Origin of the sequence: Pseudarthrobacter albicanus (assembly GCF_018224015.1) — a bacterium.
Lineage (GTDB): Bacteria > Actinomycetota > Actinomycetes > Actinomycetales > Micrococcaceae > Arthrobacter > Arthrobacter albicanus.
The window spans coordinates 16,334-36,236 of record NZ_JAGPOT010000019.1 but is presented as its reverse complement, the minus strand read 5'-3'; the positions used below and the strand labels follow the sequence as shown (position 1 = coordinate 36,236).

The window sequence follows — 19,903 nt, the reverse complement described above, 5'->3', positions numbered from 1 at the left end:
TGCGGAGCTGATTCGCAGATCCTTATAGCTAGCAGTGGAACAGGATGGTGAGACTGATGGTCGATGCGCCAGCAGCCGGCTCAGACGAAAACGCCGTGGACGCGTTTCTCGAAGGTGGACAGCAGTCCTTGCGGCATGCCCCCGGCCCCTACTTCGGCACGTACGGCGGCCGATGGATGCCCGAGTCGCTGATCGCGGCCCTGGACGAGCTCGAGGACACCTTCGAGAAGGCCAAGGCCGATCCGGCGTTCACCGCCCAGATCGCCGAGCTGAACAGGAACTATTCGGGCCGGCCCTCGCTGCTGACCGAGGCCAGGCGCTTCGCCGAGCACGCCGGGGGAGTGCGGATCTTCCTCAAGCGCGAGGACCTGAACCACACCGGCTCGCACAAGATCAACAACGTCCTGGGCCAGGCACTGCTCGCCAAGCGCATGGGCAAGACCCGGATCATCGCCGAGACGGGCGCCGGCCAGCACGGCGTCGCCAGCGCCACCGCCGCCGCCCTGATGGGCCTGGAATGCGTCGTCTACATGGGCGCCGAGGACTGCCGCCGGCAGGCCCTGAACGTGGCGCGGATGGAACTCCTGGGCGCCACCGTCATTCCGGTGACCAACGGCTCCCAGACGCTCAAGGACGCGATCAACGAGGCACTCCGGGACTGGGTCGCCAACGTCGGCAACACCCACTACCTGCTGGGCACCGCCGCCGGGGCGCACCCCTTCCCTGCCATGGTCCGCTACTTCCACGAAGTCATCGGCGAGGAGGCCCGCGCCCAGATCCTGGACCAGACCGGCCGGCTGCCGGACGCCGTCTGCGCCTGCATCGGCGGCGGCTCCAACGCCATCGGCATCTTCCACGGCTTCCTGGACGATCCCGCCGTGAAGATCTACGGCTTCGAGGCCGGCGGCGACGGCGTCGAAACCGGACGCCACGCGGCCACCATCACGCTCGGCAAGCCCGGCGTCCTGCACGGCGCCCGCTCCTACCTCATGCAGGACGACGACGGCCAGACCATCGAATCGCACTCCATCTCGGCCGGACTGGACTATCCCGGAGTCGGCCCCGAGCACTCCCACCTCGCCGACATTGGCCGGGTCAGCTACGAGCCCATCACGGACAGCGAGGCCATGGAGGCCTTCCGCCTGCTCTGCCGCACCGAGGGCATCATCCCCGCCATCGAGTCCGCCCACGCCCTCGCCGGCGCCATCAAGGTCGGCCAGCGGCTCGCTGCCGCAGGCAAGACATCAGGCGACGCATCAGAAAAGATCGTGATCGTGAACCTGTCCGGCCGCGGCGACAAGGACGTGGCCACGGCCGCGGAATGGTTCAACCTGCTGGACACGGATTCGCCCGAAGCCGAGATCGCCAAAGAGGGAGAGCAGTTGTGAGCACCGCCGAATCCGGCACTGACCCGGACACCACCCGCAGGCCCGCCAGCAAGTCGGCAGCGGCCATCGACCGCGCCAGGGCCCAGGGCCGCGCGGCCCTGATCGGCTACCTGCCCGCCGGCTACCCGAGCGTCGAAGACACCATCGCGGCAGGCATCGCCCTGGCCGAGAACGGTGCCGACCTGATCGAGATCGGCATCCCGTATTCCGATCCCGTGATGGACGGCCCGGCCATTCAGGCCGCCACCACCGAGGCCCTCGCCAAGGGCTTCCACGTCCGCCAGGTCTTCGACGTCGTGGCCGGCATCACCAGCAGGACCGACGCCGCCGTGCTGGTCATGACCTACTGGAACCCCGTCATGCGGATGGGCGTGGACGAGTTCTCCCGCCGCCTGGCCGAAGCCGGGGGAGCGGGGCTCATCACCCCCGACCTGATCCCCGACGAAGCCTCGGAATGGCTCGCGGCCTCGGACAAGTACGGACTGGACCGGGTGTTCCTCGTGGCGCCGTCCTCGTCGCCGGAGCGGATGCGCCGGACCGTCGAGGCGAGCCGCGGCTTCGTCTACGCCGTGTCCATCATGGGCGTCACCGGCGCCCGCACCTCCGTTAGCGCCGCCGCCAAGGACGTGGTGGCCGCCGCGCATGCCGCCGGCGCCGAGCGGGTCTGCGTGGGCCTCGGGGTTTCCAACGCGGACCACGTCCGCGAGATCGCCGCCTACGCCGACGGCGTGATCGTGGGCACCGCCCTCGTCGCAGCCATCCGCGACGGCGGCGTGGACGCTGTAGCGTCTCTGACCAAAGACCTCGGCACCGGCCTGGGCAAGGAAGAAGCGTAAGCAATGCACTCAGTCCTCCACGCGGCGGCGATGATTCCCGCGAGCATTCCGAGCCCGGGCTGGTCCGGATTCGACATCCCGCTGCCGTGGGGGTCGCTGCGCATCCACGCCTACGCGCTGTGCATCCTGGCCGGCATCATCGCCGGTCTCTGGCTCACGTCCGTCCGCTGGGCGCGGCGCGGGGCACCGGAGGGCAGCGTCTGGGACATCGCCATCTGGGCGATCCCGTTCGGGATCATCGGCGGCCGGCTCTACCATGTGGTGTCCTCGCCGGACGCGTATTTTGGTCCCGGCTTCGACGGCACGGGTGACCTGTCACTGATCCCGCAGATCCAGCGCGGCGGCCTGGGCATCTGGGGTGCCGTGGTCCTCGGCGTCGTCGGCGCCTGGATCGGCTGCCGGCGCGCCGGCGTCAAGCTGAGCGCCTTCGTGGACGCCGCGGCCCCGGGCCTGCTGCTGGCGCAGGCGATCGGCCGCTGGGGGAACTACTTCAACCAGGAGCTCTTCGGCGGGCCCACCACGCTTCCGTGGGGTCTTCAGATCGACGCCACCAACCCGAACTTCCCGGCCGGCATGCCGGCGGACACCCTCTTCCACCCGACGTTCCTCTACGAGTCCCTCTGGAACCTGGCGGGTGTGCTCATCCTCCTGGCGCTGGACCGCAAGTTCCACTTCCGCGGCGGCCGCCTGTTCTGGCTCTACGCCGTCTACTACACCCTGGGGCGGGTCTGGATCGAGGCCATGCGGATCGACGACGCCGAACAGATCACCCTCTTCGGCATCACCACCAGGCTCAACGTCTGGACCAGCATCTTCGTCCTCGTCGTGGCCCTGGCGCTCTTCGTCGCCCTCGGGCGGCGCAAGCGGACCGGCCCGGACAGCCCCTACCTGCCCGGCCGCGAACCCGCCGCCGTTGCCGGCGGCACCGCGGCGGAGACCGGCGACGACCTCCGCGATCCGGACCGGGCTGTCCCCGATGGTGAATCCCGTGATAATCTCCCTGATAACCCAAGCGGTCCAGGCTACGCCTCTGCCTCAGCGGAAGCGCCCAAGGACCCGGCCGACGGCGGCAAGCCCGCCACCGGAACCGCGCCGGAAGCTGACCGCATGAAGTAACGCAGCACCAAGTAAGGCAGCACCCAGCAAGACACCAGCACCGGCACTCCGGGGGCCGCGCAGCTACCGCTCGCAGAGCCCGGTTCCACAACGGCGTGGCACCATGGCACGTTGCCTACAGCACACGGCTGCCGGCCGGGCAAGCCAGGCCGGCGGCCCGCGTAACGGTTCGTGCAGCGGGCCGGGCGGGCTTACAATTCCAGTTAGAAAAAACTTTGTTGCGCTTGTCAAAGGGGCGCGCCGAGTCGGGCCAATGTTGTCCCTCCCATACGCACGATCAGGAGGAAGGACGTCTTCCATGACCCAAACCCTGCACAGCCCCAGTTGGTCCGAGCCTAACGAGCCAGCGGCCGCCATGTCGCCGTCGGCCATGTCACCCTTCAAACGCTTCGCGGCGATGCCGGAAGCAGCGGGGCTCTACAACCCCGAGCAGGAAAAAGACGCCTGCGGCCTGGCCATCATCGCCACGCTCCGCGGCGAACCCGGCTACGACATCGTTGACGCCGCGCTGACCGCCCTGCGCAACCTCGAACACCGGGGCGCCGTCGGCGCCGACGAAGGCACCGGCGACGGCGCCGGACTGCTGATGCAGGTCCCGGACGAGTTTTTCCGCGCGGTCACCGACTTCGAACTCCCCGCCCCCGGCCAGTACGTCGTGGGGACGGCGTTCCTTCCCGCCGAACAGCGTGAATCCGACGCGGCCAAGGCCGGCATCGAAAGCCTCGCCGCGGACGAGGGCCTCACCGTCCTCGGCTGGCGTGAAGTGCCGATCGTCGCCGATCTCGTCGGCGCCATGGCCCGCGCCTGCATGCCCTACTTCTCGCAGCCGTTCTTTGCCTCCAGCACCGGGGAAGTCCTGGAGCGCAACGAACTCGACTCCCGGGCCTGGCGGATCCGCAAGCGCGCGCAGAACAAGTTCGGCGTGTACTTCCCGTCGCTGTCCTCGCGGACCATCGTCTACAAGGGCATGCTGACCACCGCCCAGCTGGAGCCGTTCTACCCGGACCTCTCGGACAAGCGCTTCAAGACCAAGCTCGCGATCGTCCACTCGCGCTTCTCCACGAACACCTTCCCGTCCTGGCCGCTGGCCCAGCCCTTCCGGACCATCGCGCACAACGGCGAAATCAACACCGTCAAGGGCAACCGCAACTGGATGCGGGCCCGCCAGTCGCAGCTGGCCAACCCGCTGCTGGGTGATTCGCCGGAAGAGCTGTACCCCATTTGCACCCCGGGCGCCTCCGACTCGGCGTCGTTCGACGAGGTGGCGGAGCTGCTGTGGCTCTCCGGCCGCCCCATCACGCACTCGATCATGATGATGATCCCCGAGGCGTGGGAGAACCACGCCACCATGGACCCGGCCCGCCGGGCCTTCTACGAGTACCACTCCCTGCTGATGGAACCGTGGGACGGCCCCGCGGCCGTGTCCTTCACCGACGGCAACCTCGTCGGCGCCACCCTGGACCGCAACGGCCTGCGCCCGGGCCGGTACTGGATCACCGAAGACGGACTGGTCGTCTTCGCCTCCGAGGTCGGCGTGATCGACGTCGAACCCTCCAAGGTGGTCAAGAAGGGCCGCGTCTCGCCGGGCAAGATGTTCCTGGTGGACACCGAGGCCGGCCGCATCATCGGCGACGACGAGGTCAAGGCCGAGATGGCCGCCGCCAACCCCTGGGCCGAATGGCTCAAGGACAACCTGATCGACCTGAAGGACCTGCCGGAACGCGAGCACGTCGTGCACACCGCGGCCTCGGTCAACATCCGCCAGCGGACCTTCGGCTACACCACCGAGGAACTGAAGATCCTGCTCGGCCCGATGGCCCGCACCGGCGCCGAGCCGCTCGGCGCCATGGGATCGGACACGCCCGTGGCCGTGCTGTCGAAGCGCCCCCGGCTGCTCTTCGACTACTTCGTGCAGTCCTTCGCGCAGGTCACCAACCCGCCGCTGGACGCCATCCGCGAGGAGCTCGTCACGTCCCTGATGTGCGCGATCGGCCCCAACGGCAACCTGCTGGACACCAAGCAGGTCCGCCAGCCGCAGGTCTCGCTGCCGTTCCCCGTGATCAACAACGACCAGCTCGCCAAGATCGCCAACATCGAGAGCGCCGACGGCGACAAGATCGCCATGAAGGTCCGCGGACTGTACCGCCCCGAAGGCGGCGAGAACGCGCTGCGCGCCCGGCTGACGGAAATCTGCGAGCAGGTCTCCGGCGCCATCAACCGCGGTGTGCAGTACGTCGTGCTCTCGGACCGCGACTCGAACGCCCAGTGGGCGCCGATCCCGTCGCTGCTGCTCGTCAGCGCCGTGCACCACCACCTGCTCCGCAGCGCCAACCGCACCAAGACCGCCCTCGTGGTCGAGGCCGGCGACGTCCGCGAGACGCACCACGTGGCTGTGCTGATCGGCTACGGCGCCTCGGCCGTGAACCCGTACCTGGCCATGGAATCCGTGGAACAGCTCATCAGCACCGGCGACGTCGTCGGCGTGACACCGCAGGACGGCGTCTACAACCTGATCAAGGGCCTCGGCAAGGGTGTCCTGAAGATCATGTCCAAGATGGGCATCTCCACCGTGGCCTCCTACACCGGGGCGCAGACCTTCGAAGCCCTCGGCCTCGGCCAGGACCTCGTGGACGAGTTCTTCTCCGGCACGCACTCCCAGCTCGGCGGCGTCGGCCTCGACGTCATCGCGGCCGAGGTCTCGGCCCGCCACCAGATGGCCTACCCCGAGAGCGGCATCGAACAGGCGCACCGCCCCCTGCTCGGCGGCGGCGAGTACCAGTGGCGCCGCGACGGCGAACCCCACCTGTTCAACCCGGAGACGATCTTCCGGCTGCAGCACGCCACGCGTGAGCGCCGCTACGACATCTTCAAGTCCTATACCCGGGGTGTGGACGACCAGTCCGAGAACCTCATGACCCTGCGCGGGCTGCTGAAGTTCAAGACCGGCGTCCGGCCGGCGGTGCCGCTGGAGGACGTGGAGTCCGTCTCGTCCATCGTGAAGCGCTTCTCCACCGGGGCCATGAGCTACGGCTCGATCTCCAAGGAGGCCCACGAGACCCTCGCGATCGCCATGAACCGGCTGGGCGGCAAGTCCAACACCGGTGAGGGCGGCGAGGACGTGGACCGGCTGCTGGATCCCGAGCGCCGCTCCGCGGTCAAGCAGATCGCCTCGGGACGGTTCGGCGTCACGAGCCTGTACCTGAGCAACGCCGACGACATCCAGATCAAGATGGCGCAGGGCGCCAAGCCCGGCGAGGGCGGCCAGCTGATGGCGCAGAAGGTCTACCCCTGGGTGGCCCGGACGCGGCACTCCACGCCCGGCGTCGGGCTGATCTCCCCGCCCCCGCACCACGACATCTACTCGATCGAGGACCTCGCGCAGCTGATCTACGACGCCAAGCGGGCCAACCCCTCGGCACGGGTGCACGTCAAACTCGTCTCCGAGGTGGGGATCGGCACGGTTGCCGCCGGCGTCACCAAGGCGAAGGCCGACGTCGTCCTGGTCTCCGGGCACGACGGCGGTACCGGCGCCTCGCCGCTGAACTCGCTCAAGCACGCCGGCGTCCCGTGGGAGCTCGGCCTCGCCGAGACGCAGCAGACGCTCATGCTCAACGGCCTGCGCGACCGGGTCGTGGTGCAGGTGGACGGCCAGCTCAAGACCGGCCGCGACGTCGTGATCGCCGCGCTGCTCGGCGGCGAGGAATTCGGTTTCGCCACGGCCCCGCTGGTGGTCTCCGGCTGCATCATGATGCGCGTCTGCCACCTGGACACCTGCCCGGTGGGCGTCGCGACGCAGAACCCGGAACTGCGGTCCCGTTTCAACGGCAAGGCCGAATATGTCGTCAACTTCTTCGAATTCCTCGCCGAGGAAGTCCGGGAAATCCTGGCCGGGCTGGGGTTCCGGAGCATCGAGGAAGCGATCGGCCACGCCGAAATGCTCGACTCCCGCGAAGCGATCAACCACTGGAAGGCCGAAGGGCTGGACCTGGACCCGATCCTGCACGGACTCGAGTTCGACGACGACGCCCCGCTGCGCAACCTCACCGGCCAGAACCACGAGCTGGACAAGCACTTCGACCAGCGCCTGATCGGGATGGCCGCCGAGGCCCTCAGCGACCGCACGCCGGTGAAGATAGCCGTGAACGTGATCAACACGGACCGCTCCGTCGGCACCATGCTCGGACACGTCGTCACCAAGACCTTCAGTACCGACCTGCTGGCGACGGACACCATCGACATCACGCTGACCGGCACCGCCGGCCAGTCACTCGGTGCCTTCCTGCCGGCCGGCATCACGCTGCGCATGTTCGGCGACTCGAACGACTACGTGGGCAAGGGCCTCTCCGGCGGGCGCATCATCGTCCGGCCGGACCGCACCAACGTGTTCAAGGCGGAGAACAACGTGATCGCCGGAAACGTGATCGGCTACGGCGCCACGAGCGGCGAGATGTTCCTGCGCGGCCAGGTGGGCGAACGATTCCTGGTCCGCAACTCCGGCGCCACCGCGGTGGTCGAAGGGATCGGCGACCACGGCTGCGAGTACATGACCGGCGGCCAGACGCTCATCATCGGGCGCACCGGCCGCAACTTCGGCGCCGGCATGTCCGGCGGCACGGCCTACGTGCTGGACCTGCGGACCGAACGCGTCAACAAGCAGGCGCTGGAATCCGGCGAGCTGCAGCTGCGCGAACTGGACGCCGAGGACCGCGACATTGTCCACGGGCTGCTCGTCAAGCACCTCGAAGAGACCGAGTCGCTCCTCGCGGCGCGCCTGCTCGAGAACTTCGACGACACAGCAGCCCGCATAACCAAGGTGCTGCCGCGCGACTACGCGGCCGTCCTGCAAACCCGCCTTGACGCCATCGAAGAGGGCCTCGACCCCGACGGCGAAGAAGTTTGGTCTCGAATCCTGGAGGTGACCGGTGGCTGACCCACGCGGATTTCTGAAAGTACGCCAGCGTGAAACACAGCCACGCCGCCCCGTTCCGGTCCGCATCATGGACTGGAAGGAAGTCTACGAGGCCCAGGAAAACGGTGTCCTGAAGGCGCAGGCCGGCCGCTGCATGGACTGCGGCGTCCCCTTCTGCCACCAGGGCTGCCCGCTGGGCAACCTCATTCCGGAGTGGAATGACCTCATCTGGCGGGACAAGGGCGAGGAAGCGATCGAGCGGCTGCACGCCACCAACAACTTCCCCGAATGGACCGGGCGGCTCTGCCCGGCACCCTGCGAGGCGTCCTGCGTGCTGGGCATCAACCAGCCCGCCGTCACGATCAAGCAGGTCGAGGTCTCGATCGCGGACCAGGCGTTCGAGAACGGCTGGGTCACCCCGCTGCCGCCGGCACGGCTCAGCGGCAAGACGGTCGCCGTCGTCGGGTCCGGCCCCGCCGGGCTCGCCGTCGCGCAGCAGCTGACCCGTGTCGGCCACACCGTCGCCGTCTACGAGCGCGACGACAAGATCGGCGGGCTCCTGCGCTACGGCATCCCCGACTTCAAGATGGAAAAAGAGCACGTGGACCGCCGGCTGGAGCAGATGAAGGCCGAAGGCACCCGATTCCGGACCGGCGTCGCCGTCGGCACGGACGTGACCTGGGAGCAGCTGCGCCGCCGGTACGACGCCGTCGTGGTCGCCACCGGCGCCACCGTCCCGCGTGACCTGTCCATCCCGGGACGCGAACTCGACGGCGTCCACTTCGCGATGGACTACCTCGTGCCGGCCAACCGTGTCGTGGCGGGGGACAGCGTGGAGAACCAGATCCATGCCGCCGGCAAGCACGTCGTGATCCTCGGCGGCGGCGACACCGGCGCCGACTGCCTCGGCACGGCACACCGCCACCAGGCCGCATCCGTGACGACGCTGGCCATCGGCAAGCAGCCGCCAGCCGAGCGCGCCGCCCACCAGCCCTGGCCGACGTTCCCCACCCTGTTCGAAGTTGCCAGCGCCCACGAGGAAGGCGGCGAACGCACGTACCTCGCCTCCACCGTGGAGTTCGTCGGCGAGAACGGCAAGGTGACCGGCGTGAAGGTCGCGGAGACGGAATTCGTTGACGGCAGGCGCCTGCCGAAGGCCGGGACCGAGCGGATCATCCCCGCGGACCTGGTCCTGCTGTCCCTGGGCTTCACCGGCCCCGAGGCTGCCGGGATCACCGAGCAGGTCGGCGCCGATTTCGACGGCCGCGGCAACGTGGCACGCGACGGCTACTACATGACCAACACGGAAGGTGTCTTCGTCGCCGGCGACGCCGGCCGCGGACAGTCGCTCATTGTCTGGGCCATCGCCGAGGGACGCGCCTGCGCCGCCGCAGTCGACAAGTTCCTGATGGGCAGCACCATCCTGCCGGCGCCTGTCGCCCCGACGGACCGGGCGATGGCAGTCCTGTAGCCCGCACCAGGGCTGTTCCCGGACCCCGGGCGTTCACTCCTGCAACACCTCCAACCAGGCAAGAGACTACTAGGGTAGGTATATGAGACGCGCTAAGATAGTGGCCACCTTCGGACCGGCAATCGCGAGTTTTGAGAACACACTCGCGGTGCTGGAAGCCGGAGTCGACATGGCCCGGATGAACATGAGCCACGGCGACTACGCCGTGCACGACACCACCTATGAGAACGTCCGCAAGGCGGCAGGACAGCTGGGCAAGCCCGTCGCCATCATGGCGGACCTGCAGGGCCCCAAGATCCGGCTCGGCCGCTTCGTGGACGGACCGCACCTGCTGGCCGTCGGTGACACCTTCACCATCACCACCGAGGACGTCCCGGGAACCAAGGACATCTGCTCCACGACGCTGAAGAGCCTCACCGAGGACGTCAAGCCGGGCGATGCCCTGCTGATCGATGACGGCAAGATCGCGCTGCGCGCCCTGGAGGTCGACGACGTCAAGGTCGTCACCCAGGTGACGGTCGGCGGCTGGGTCTCGAACAACAAGGGCATCAACCTGCCCGGCGTCGCGGTGAACGTTCCGGCGTTGAGCGAAAAGGATGAGAACGATCTGCGCTGGGCCATCCGCCGCGGCGTGGACATGGTGGCGCTGTCCTTCGTCCGCGATGCCACGGACATCAAGCGCGTCCACGAGATCATGGACGAGGAAGGCCGCCGCGTGCCGGTGATCGCCAAGATCGAAAAGCCGCAGGCAGTGGACCAGCTGCACGAGATCATCGACGCGTTCGACGCGATCATGGTGGCCCGTGGGGACCTGGGCGTGGAGCTTCCCCTGGAGGAGGTGCCGATTGTGCAGAAGCGCGCCATCGAACTGGCCCGCCGCTGGGCCAAGCCGGTCATCGTCGCCACCCAGGTGCTGGAGTCCATGATCGAGAACCCGCGCCCGACGCGCGCGGAGGCCTCCGACTGCGCCAACGCCGTGCTCGACGGCGCGGACGCGGTCATGCTCTCCGGCGAGACGTCCGTGGGCAAGTTCCCGATCGAGACGGTCAAGACCATGGCCCGGATCATCGAGTCCACCGAGGTCCACGGCCTGGAGCGCGTCCCGCCGCTGGGGACCAGGCCCAAGACCCGCGGCGGCGCCATCACCCGTGCCGCCGTCGAAATCGCCGACCAGCTGGAGGCGAAGTACATCTGTACCTTCACCCAGTCCGGTGACTCGGCCCGGCGCCTCTCGCGCCTGCGCCCGATCAAGCCGGTGTTCGCCTTCACCCCGGTGGAGCACGTCTGGAACCAGCTCGCCCTGACCTGGGGCATCCAGCCGGTCCTAGTCCCCATGGTGGGCCACACCGACGAGATGACCGCCCAGGTGGACCGCAGCCTGCTGGAACTGAAGGTGGTGGACGACGGCGACCTCGTGGTCATCGCCGCCGGTTCCCCTCCCGGAAAGGCCGGCTCCACGAACATGCTGAAGGTCCACAAGGTGGGCGACCTGGCCGACGCCGGCAGTCTCGGCGAGGCGGGGGTGGCCAGGGACAAGCTTGGCCCGTGGCCGGAAATTAAGAAGAACGGCGCCTGAGCTTCGGCTTGGCTTCGCGCTGAAAAGGGAGGGTCCCCGCCGCTGGAATTCCAGCGGCGGGGACCCTCCCTTTTTTCGTTGGTGCGTGGTGCGTTGTGCGTTGCGTCCGGCGCCTTGCGGCGGGTGCTAGTTGACCTGGTTGATGATGGTCTCGGCGACCTCGCGCATGCTGAGGCGGCGGTCCATGGAGGTCTTCTGGATCCACCGGAAGGCTTCCGGCTCCGTGAGGCCCATCTTGGTGGTCAGGAGGCTCTTGGCGCGCTCCACGAGCTTGCGGGTGGCGAACTGCTCCTGCAGGTCCGTCACTTCGCTTTCGAGGGCCTTGATTTCCTCGTGGCGGGACAGCGCGATCTCGAGGGCCGGGATGAGGTCGGCCGGGGTGAACGGCTTGACGACGTAGGCCATGGCGCCGGCGTCGCGGGCGCGTTCCACGAGTTCCTTCTGGCTGAAGGCGGTGAGCAGGACCACCGGGGCGATGCGGGCCTTGACGATCTTCTCGGCCGCGGAGATGCCGTCCATGACCGGCATCTTGACGTCCATCAGGACCAGGTCCGGCTTCAGTTCCTCGGCGAGCTGCACGGCCTTCTCGCCGTTGTCCGCCTCGCCGACGACGTCATAGCCTTCGCCGCGCAGGATTTCGATGATGTCCAGGCGGATGAGGGTCTCATCCTCGGCGACGACAACGCGGCGCGCCGGCTTGGAGGTGGGGTTTGACTCCGTCTGATCTGACACGGGAACTCCTTGTAAAGGTACGGCGGGAACTAGACCATCATAGGTTTTTGTCCGCTGGTGTACTTGGACCGGTTGGGTTCGATGCGGCGTCACTGGCGCGATTCTGGAATTCAGCCTATCTGCATGTAGAGTAATTTCGCGCACTGGAAGCGATCGCGTTGCTCACAGCACCGTGGCCCCGCGAATGTGACCGGTGTACTCCGCGCCCGAGTGGCGGAATTGGCAGACGCGCCGCACTCAAAATGCGGTATCGAAAGGTGTGTGGGTTCGAGTCCCACCTCGGGCACAGTGTTTCCGCAGGTCAGTGGCTTCTTCTCTTTTTAGTGTTGACAAAGCTTGACAGAGGGCAGGCTTTGGTGTTGCGATATTCCCTTTTTTGTGCCGGACAGCTCCTTTCCGGATGGGTCCTCACGCCTTCCTGTTTGCCGGAGCAGACTGACCGTGCCTTCCTGCCGTGCTTAGGTCTCGCTGTCGATGCCAATGGCTAAAGTGGGGGTATTCCGGCAACTTCCCAGGAGAACTTACATGCCTTCGCCCGACATGGCAGAGCTCGATCAGCTACTCAGCCTGGCCTTCTCGTTGCACACATCACCCGGTTCCTACGCGTTTGTGCTCGGAGCTGGGATTTCAGTACCCAGTGGAGTTGCCTCTGCGTGGGGTGTCCAAGAACAGCTGATCCAAAAGGTTGCGGCCGTAGAGAACGAATCGCCGACGGATCCGTTCGAATGGTACTCGCAGCGGTTTGGCGTTGAACCGTCGTACGAGTCATTGTTGGAGAAGCTGGGGCCCACGCAAGTTGAACGCCAGAGGCTTCTTCGTAGTTTCTTCGAGCCGGACGAGGAAGAGCGTGAACAAGCTCTGAAGCGGCCTACCCAGGGCCATCGCGCGATAGCCAGGCTTGTGCGGTCCGGGGAGGTCCGAATTGTCCTGACCCTCAATTTCGACAGGTTGATGGAGGCAGCTCTCCGCGACGAAGGCATCGAACCTGTCGTCGTTAGCCATCCCTCCGACATTCACGGGTTGCCGCCGCTCCACACCCTCGGCGCTCTGGTCGTCCACCTGCATGGTGACTACCTGAATCCGACCGCGATGCGAAACACGCAGCAGGAACTGGCCGGTTACGAATCGCACGTCGAGCAGTTTCTGGATCGGATCACTTTCGACTACGGGCTGGTGCTGGTCGGCTGGTCGGCGACGTACGATCCGGCACTCGTTCGTGCCCTGAGTCGTAGCCCTCGTCGCATTTACACCCCGTATTGGATTGAGCCAAGAGACCTCAGTGAATTGGCTCAGGGCCTGCGATCTGCACTCGGCGCTGTCAAGGTTTCCTCGACGGCGGACGCTGCTCTTGGGAATTTGGCTGACGCCGTGGACTCCTTAAAGGAGCGGGCGGCGCGGCACCCCCTCGCCGTAGCTGCCGCGGTAGGCACTGCCAAACGCTATCTTTCCGGCAGAGCCACCGCTATCGGGCTTCACGATCTCATCAAGCAGGAGCTTGATCGGCTAAGAAACCAGAACGATCTCCTCCAAAGTCATACGGGTGAAGAGTCGCCCAACGGCGGATACCGCGCGATGGTCGCCCGCGTGGAGGAAGCAACCTTCGTGCCGACGGCTTTGCTGGCCACTGCCGCCTACTGGGGGAGCGAGTCCACGGACCGCTGGTGGATTCCGGAAATTCCCAGATTCGCCGGACAGGCCAGAGGAAGTGGACTGACAGATGTTCTTCGCCTCCAGATGATTTGCGCAGGCCAGTTTCTATACTCCGCAGGCGTGGCCGCAATTGCCGCCGGACGATACGAACTCGCGCGATCTCTCATTCGCATGCCGGTTCCAGCCCCGTACGAAGGGGTCAGGCTGGCTGGAGACGCGCTGACACCTGAAACCATAGTTTCGAGTTCGGGCTCGCCGGCCAAGCAGCTGTTTCAGCGCATTGAGCCAATTTTCGTTGAACATCTGACTACCGGAAAGCAGCAGTTCGACGATTCGTGGGAGACATTTGATTTTCTGAGAATCTTAGAAATGACACTGCAACGCGCCGGTTCGCAGGAGGCCGCGGACAGGCTCCGAACGTCCAACGCCGCCCTTGCGGCCGCCAAGGAGCGAATGGCCGCGGCCAATGCTTCTAACGATGCCGACGAACACGACGAGGCATCGTCGGCGCTCCGATTGGCGATTCAAGCAGCCGACCGGGCGCTTGGACAGTACGCCGACATGATTCCAGTTTTCCGCCCCTACCTGCGGGTCCAGCACGCTCCTCGGGGCATAGGACATCGTTCGGTCGTGGGGGGAAGAATTCTTGGACAGTTGGAAAATGAGGGCCAATCATCGCCATTTCTGATCGCGGGATTTGGCGGGGGTGACCTTGAGCAGTTGATTGCCACGTGCCAGGCGGTCGATTTGGCAATCGGTCGAGTCGGACACGAGGCTGCCATTGCCAGTCTTCCGGGTGGAGGAGGCATCGTTCCGGATCACTTCCGAATCGGGGATCTCTAGACGCGGCGCTTGGACGATCTCACGGCCGCTTATGGTGTTACCTTTGCGGTTTGTAGCAGTTGGATCCAGCCGAGGTGAAGCTTGGAATCTGCTGCGGGCACGGCTTTGCAACCCGGGGTGGCACGGATTGCTCGCCTGGCTTGCCCGAACTGCGTTAGTCGCGTTTTCGTCTGTTCAGCGTGAGTACTCCGCGAGAGTCTTGTTGCCTGCGTACACCAGACGGTCGACGAGCTTGAGCCAGTTGCTTCCGGCTCCTCGTGCGTCGGCCTCGGGCTTGACCTCCACCAGCCACTCGTCCATCGGCGCATAGGAGACGAGCTGTCGGTCCGTCCGCGAAAGGCACAGTGCGTCAAGCCAGCTCAGACCTTTGCTCAACTGCGTCTCGATTGGGAGTTGGCGCAGGAACCGGATGAGCTCGAGCAGGCATGAGGATCTGCCGGCTGCGTATGGGAGCCACTGAGGAATAAAGTCCACGAGATCGTCGGGTTTCACCCACTCGAAGGCGTGGCGACCGAGCTCATCGTGCAGTGACTGGGTAGTCTCAGGATGATTCGGAAGAAGGTGGCTCAACGCGTAGTCATTGAAGCTAACTGCTCGGTCGTAGATGGCACTGTTCGCTTCCACCTGGTTCAGGACGTGTGCGAATAGGGTCGGCCAAAGTTCTCTCGCCGCGTCAGCGAGCTCTTGGGTCTCCGCTCCGACCGCTGCCAAGTCCCGCAGGAACGCGCTGAACACTTGGCCGGCGGGGGCAAGGGCCGTGACGTACTCAAACAGCAGGTCGTCGACTGCGTCCACACGCGACCGGATGTGCAGCAGTGCCCGTGCCGCGGAAATGGTCTGGGCGCCGCGGTCGTCAATAAAGTAGCCGTCTTCGGAAAGCTCCTGGGTGACCATGGCGTGTGCCTGTGCCTTCAGGAGCGTTTCCAGATCCTGTTGGGCGATCTCCGCGAGGCAGGCGCTGGACGAGGCAGCGCGCCCGAGCACGCGGATGGTCGCACTGAGGCGAGACGTCTCGAGCCGCTTCGGTGGAATCATAGGAATTCGAACCATGACGTCGCCGGTTACGACGACCTGGGGGAATTGCTGAAGCGCGTCATCGAACTCGCCGATTTCGCAGAGCCGGGCGAGGTCGAGCGCCCACTGGTAGGCGGTCAGATGCATACATGGGTCACCTGAGCACGGATGCTCCCAGATGGTGTCACACCCGCGAGCGAACCTCAGGCAGGTGTCCGTCGCTGCGAGTGGACCGAGGGCCGCGGCCGCCGCGGCGACATCGTCCGGGGTCGCACCAGCCGTCTCGAGTTGTTCGGCAAGTTCAGGAAGAATCAGGTGCGGGATGGCTGCGGCGGCGGCTCCTCGCGTTCCAATGTCGTTCTCAAACCTGAGTGCGTCGCTGTCGCGTCCGGCGTCCTGCGCAGCCCGTTCGAGGATGCCCAGGATGGAAGTGATCGCGAAGGAACCATTCTGGCCGAACGCTTCGGGATTTCCTTCCGCCGTGCTACGGACTGCGGCTGATGCAACGTAGGCGAGTGCGAGGCACGGGTCGGATGCTGCGAATTCAGGTGGGTTGTCGTGCAGGTCCTTGACCAGAGCGAGGTCTTCCGCAATCTCAGCTGGAGTTGGCGGCGTCCAACCTTCTTTCTGCTGTCGTGCCGGAATCCAGTACTTGTTCTGGAGCCCTATGAGGAGGTTGCCGCGGGCCATGTCGGCTCGCAGCGGAGCGAGCTCTTCTTCGATGACCTTGGGCTCCTTGACCGAGATGAGCACTCCGCCCCCTGTGGGCTCGGTCGTCATGTTGCCCGCGTCGAGCGCGGCTGCCCAGCGGCGGACTGTGGACTCGCCAGCGTCGAACCGGGCGGCGTTAGCGACCAGCTTCGTGCCCAAGTCTCTGAGCTCTTGTTGGCGCTCTGGGCTGGCGCTTACCGCGAGGAACCCTGCGATGTCGCGCACGTACCACTTACGTCGTTCGGGATTTGAGATGCCGTCATCGGGCGCCCGCACGAATCTAACGGCCTCATGAGTAGCTCGGATGGAGTCGAAGTGCCAGACGAGCGGCTCGACAAGGTACCGATCAAGCACCTTCGGGTCGTCAGCTAAGTGACGGATGGTGGCGCCGACAATGAGTGCAGGCATGGCCAGGTTCGCGCATCCGTTCAACAGCGCTGTCGCCACATTTCCAATTGCAGCCCCGTCGGCGACCATGCGGTCGACCCACCGTTCGACGGCCTGGAGTGCGCTCATGCACGGGTACGGTCCATTGGTATTGCCGCGGTACCATCCCCAGACGTTGACGTCTCCGACGTAGGCTCGCTCGGTGCCGTCGATCGCAAGCGTGAACTTCGAGCCGGCAGCGACAGATCCTGAGCCGTCCTCAGCGAGGCAACGGATGTTTGCTGCATGGTTCAGTATCCGGTTCACGACCGGAACCCAGTCTTTGTGCTGACACATTCGAATCAGAACCCAGAACGACCCATACCCGTGGCTGTTCAGGCTTCGGAAGCCGCGTGCCTGGTGGTCGCGTATGCCGTTCCAGAGTCTCGAGCCGCTACCGCCCTGGTTGTCGATGTAGTAGGCCTCGGTGAGCTGGAGAAGGAATTTGGGGTCGTACGAACCGAGACCCCATGCGCTCCAGTCGAGGTCGACTGCCGGCTGGAGTCTCGACGGCGAGTGTTCAGCCACCTCGGACAGGCAGGCGCGTACATCCTCGTTGATATCTGGGCCGAGGAGCGCGACCAGCTGGATATACCGCTTCTGGGTAATCTGCCAGTTCAGGGTACTTTGGCGTCGTCTCTTCTTCGTGTAGCCGACAAAGACGTTGAACACGACCTCTTCATTAGGCTCCGTGGAGCTGTCTACGGGAGCGGTCGGCGGGTGGTGGCTCCGCCAGTGGTCAAGTAGGAGCTCCCTTAGAGCCATCCGAGTCGGGTTGCCCGCGGGCAACCCGATCAGGAGGGCGCAGTTGAGCCATTCGCATACCAAACGGAACACTTCGTCGTCCTGGTGCCACAGCTCGTTGACCTCCTCGATCAGGAGGCGCACGACCGGCTCACCGCGTGGCACGTCGACCATGTTTTGGTGCCGCTGGTGGAGCGAAACGACTCTGACGAAGGTCGCAAGAATGTCGTCCGAATTGGCGGCACCCGCGTCAAGGATGTGCCGGAGAAGGTCGTACGCGTTCGGCATCTCGAGTACGGCTTCAAGCGGCACGTCCTTCCAGCGGGCCGTGGAATCGTCACCGAGGGCGTCGAACTGGGCCATCAGTGCCGCCAGCTCAGCGTTGGGATCGTCCGCATCGGTGAGCTTGCCTTCGCATGCGAGCTTGGCGGCGGACATCGACCATCGCATGGGTCCGGATGTTTTCAAGGTTTCTGTGATGGAAGGTGACCGTACCAGGCGCACGGCTGTCGCGAAGCGACGGACTTCTTCGTGCGCGAACTCGGGCTCGGCTTTGCGCAGGTTCTCTGGCGCCACCAAGAGGTCGGCCCGCAGAGCGTCGAGCGCGGCATAGTCAGGGCGAGGGGAGGTTCTCTCGGCCTCCGGCAGTTCGAGCTCTGCCTCGCTCATAGCCAGCAGGGCTTCGGTACGCGCTGTCGCTGAACTCCCGCCTGCTGCGCGGCCGATGAGGTTCTTCCAAATCAGCTCAAGACAGCCCCAGTTATCCAGGGGCGTAGTTACCGTGCTGCCGGTCCGAGCTAGAAGATCAACGATCGCCAACCGCCGATACAGCGACTTGGCCGGCAGGTTGCGGAGCGCGCCGGCGATTGCCGGTACCTCCTCTCGCACGACACGTAGCTCAGCGTCGTCGAGCCCGGGAACCTCGAACTTCCGCGGCTTCGAGTAGATGCCGATTAAGGTGCTGGCGGCATCCTCAGCCGCGGTGTCGGCGGCGACCAGGATCAGGCCGACTTCGGCAACATGTGCGGCGGCCGCGAGTTCTCGTAGGAGCGGAGCGCGTCCTTCGATTGTTGCGTCCGCTGCATCGACGATGAGGACGCGTGATGGTGCCGACATCTCGCTGAGTACGTCGGCGAGCGGCATACCGAGGTCTGATGACAATGCCGCCACGCTGCCGCGGGTCCTTCGCAAGTTGAGGACGACAAACTGAAAGTCGTCGTCGGCTGCAGCGAGCGCCGAGGCGGCCGACAGCGTCAGTGCACTCTTGCCGGTTCCTGATTCACCCGTAATCAGGACTGCCCTTCGGGTCGTCCCGGCGACAACGAGCTCAGCCTGGACAGTTTCCCGCAGCTTCGTGCGCGGCAGGTCAACCCCGTCCGGCAACTCGTGGCGGACGGCAACCATTGCAGAGTTCTGTTCGACATCGAGCTGCGCCCATGTAGCTTTTGACCTTCCGGCATGGGGTGCTAGTACGGAGTGGAGTTTGCGTCGAAGTAGGGGAAGATCAGCCACCGAGCCCTTCTGATCGAACTGAGACGCCCCGGCCGACTGGAGATCGTTGCGGACATCAGCACCACTCTTTCCTGGCCGCGCGAGTGGGTTCAGCCGGTTGCCAATATCCACCCAATCCGATTCGTCGTCGGACTCGACGCGGAAGTTCAGGATCCAGAGTCGCCTAAGAAGCGACCAGACAAGGCTCCGGCGTTCGTCTTGGATTGTCTTCGGGCGAGCCGTCTTCACCAGCCCGGTCAGATGGTCGTATCGGTTTGCGTAGCCAGCGTGACGCTTCGGCTCGTGTATTTGAAGGTGGAACTCGGCCTCGGTCGCGTTGTCCCGTGCGAGGGAGGCGAGGAGCTGGACCTCCTTCTGTGCAGGTGTCATCCCTGCAACGGCCACCGCGACGTATGCGCGCTCGTCCTCGCTGAAGGTTTCGACCTGATCCAGCAGCGCCCCGACGAGCTCCGCAGTCTTCGCATGGCTCTTGATGAACTGCGGGGCACGCCGGGCGGCGACGTGAACAACAACCCGGGCTGCGCCCCTTTCAGCCTCTATCCGCAGATCATCAACAGGATCCGTCGGGTTGGTCTGGAAAGCAAGCCGGACCACCGGCAGTTCATCGGTTTCCTGGCGGCCTGCGCCGACTAGCATGTCCGCAAGGTAGCTGGTTGCGACCCGATGACCAAGCGTGCTGCCCCCACCACCACCGGCGTAGGGGCTAACCACCGCCACCTCGTCGCCATCATTTGGCGCAGCCTGTTCGCGCGTGGTTTTATCGTCCGCCATGGCCCTAGTTTGCCAAGTCAGGCGTACTTGAGGAAGCCGACAGGCTTGCCAACGGTCACAAAGGGGCAGTTCACACGCCTGGCCGGTGCTCGACGTCGGTTTCGAGCCATGAACGACCCAGACAGCCTTTCTGCCCAGTAGCCCGCCTGCTGACCGTTCTGGCGCTGTTGCTCGCCGCCGCCTGCCGGTGGCGACACTATGGGC

At 65.6% G+C, this 19,903-nt stretch carries 9 protein-coding genes and 1 tRNA gene; 8 read left to right on the top strand and 2 right to left on the bottom strand.

Annotation, left to right across the window (positions count from 1 at the left end; all coding sequences use genetic code 11):
- The first annotated feature begins 56 nt into the window (after positions 1-56).
- The 6 genes from trpB (at position 57) to pyk (ending at position 11,296) form a co-directional block, all read left to right on the top strand.
- A complete protein-coding gene (trpB, locus tag J9611_RS06105; protein ID WP_211878593.1) occupies positions 57-1,388 on the top strand; it encodes a tryptophan synthase subunit beta in 1,332 nt (443 codons plus the stop codon).
- Positions 1,385-2,224, top strand: coding sequence for a tryptophan synthase subunit alpha (trpA, locus tag J9611_RS06100; RefSeq protein ID WP_211878591.1), 840 nt, complete (start codon positions 1,385-1,387; stop codon positions 2,222-2,224). Before trpB ends, trpA begins: the two co-directional genes overlap by 4 nt.
- 3 nt (positions 2,225-2,227) lie before the next feature.
- A complete protein-coding gene (gene lgt / locus J9611_RS06095) occupies positions 2,228-3,340 on the top strand; it encodes a prolipoprotein diacylglyceryl transferase (protein ID WP_211878589.1) in 1,113 nt (370 codons plus the stop codon).
- Positions 3,341-3,638: 298 nt separating this feature from the next.
- On the top strand, positions 3,639-8,270 hold the full coding sequence (gene gltB, locus J9611_RS06090; RefSeq protein WP_211878587.1) for a glutamate synthase large subunit: 4,632 nt from the start codon (positions 3,639-3,641) through the stop codon (positions 8,268-8,270).
- Positions 8,263-9,720: a glutamate synthase subunit beta gene (locus J9611_RS06085; protein WP_211878585.1), complete on the top strand. Its 1,458-nt coding sequence runs from the start codon at positions 8,263-8,265 to the stop codon at positions 9,718-9,720. Before gltB ends, J9611_RS06085 begins: the two co-directional genes overlap by 8 nt.
- An 82-nt stretch (positions 9,721-9,802) precedes the next feature.
- A complete protein-coding gene (pyk, locus tag J9611_RS06080) occupies positions 9,803-11,296 on the top strand; it encodes a pyruvate kinase (protein ID WP_211878582.1) in 1,494 nt (497 codons plus the stop codon).
- 126 nt (positions 11,297-11,422) lie between these two features.
- Here the strand turns inward: pyk and J9611_RS06075 are convergent, their stop codons facing one another.
- On the bottom strand, positions 11,423-12,028 hold the full coding sequence (locus J9611_RS06075; protein WP_136323174.1) for an ANTAR domain-containing response regulator: 606 nt from the start codon (positions 12,026-12,028) through the stop codon (positions 11,423-11,425).
- 204 nt (positions 12,029-12,232) lie between these two features.
- Between J9611_RS06075 and J9611_RS06070 the strand changes: the two genes are divergently transcribed.
- Together J9611_RS06070 and J9611_RS06065 are read left to right on the top strand one after the other, a co-directional pair.
- Positions 12,233-12,314: transfer RNA gene (locus J9611_RS06070), tRNA-Leu, on the top strand.
- A 239-nt stretch (positions 12,315-12,553) separates the two neighbouring features.
- Complete coding sequence (locus J9611_RS06065) at positions 12,554-14,521, top strand: SIR2 family protein (RefSeq protein WP_211878580.1); 1,968 nt, start codon at positions 12,554-12,556, stop codon at positions 14,519-14,521.
- A gap of 174 nt (positions 14,522-14,695) precedes the next feature.
- Here the strand turns inward: J9611_RS06065 and J9611_RS06060 are convergent, their stop codons facing one another.
- The gene (locus J9611_RS06060; protein ID WP_211878578.1) at positions 14,696-19,699 is read right to left on the bottom strand and encodes a hypothetical protein; all 5,004 of its coding nucleotides are present in this window, start codon (positions 19,697-19,699) and stop codon (positions 14,696-14,698) included.
- Between the last annotated feature and the right edge of the window lie 204 nt (positions 19,700-19,903).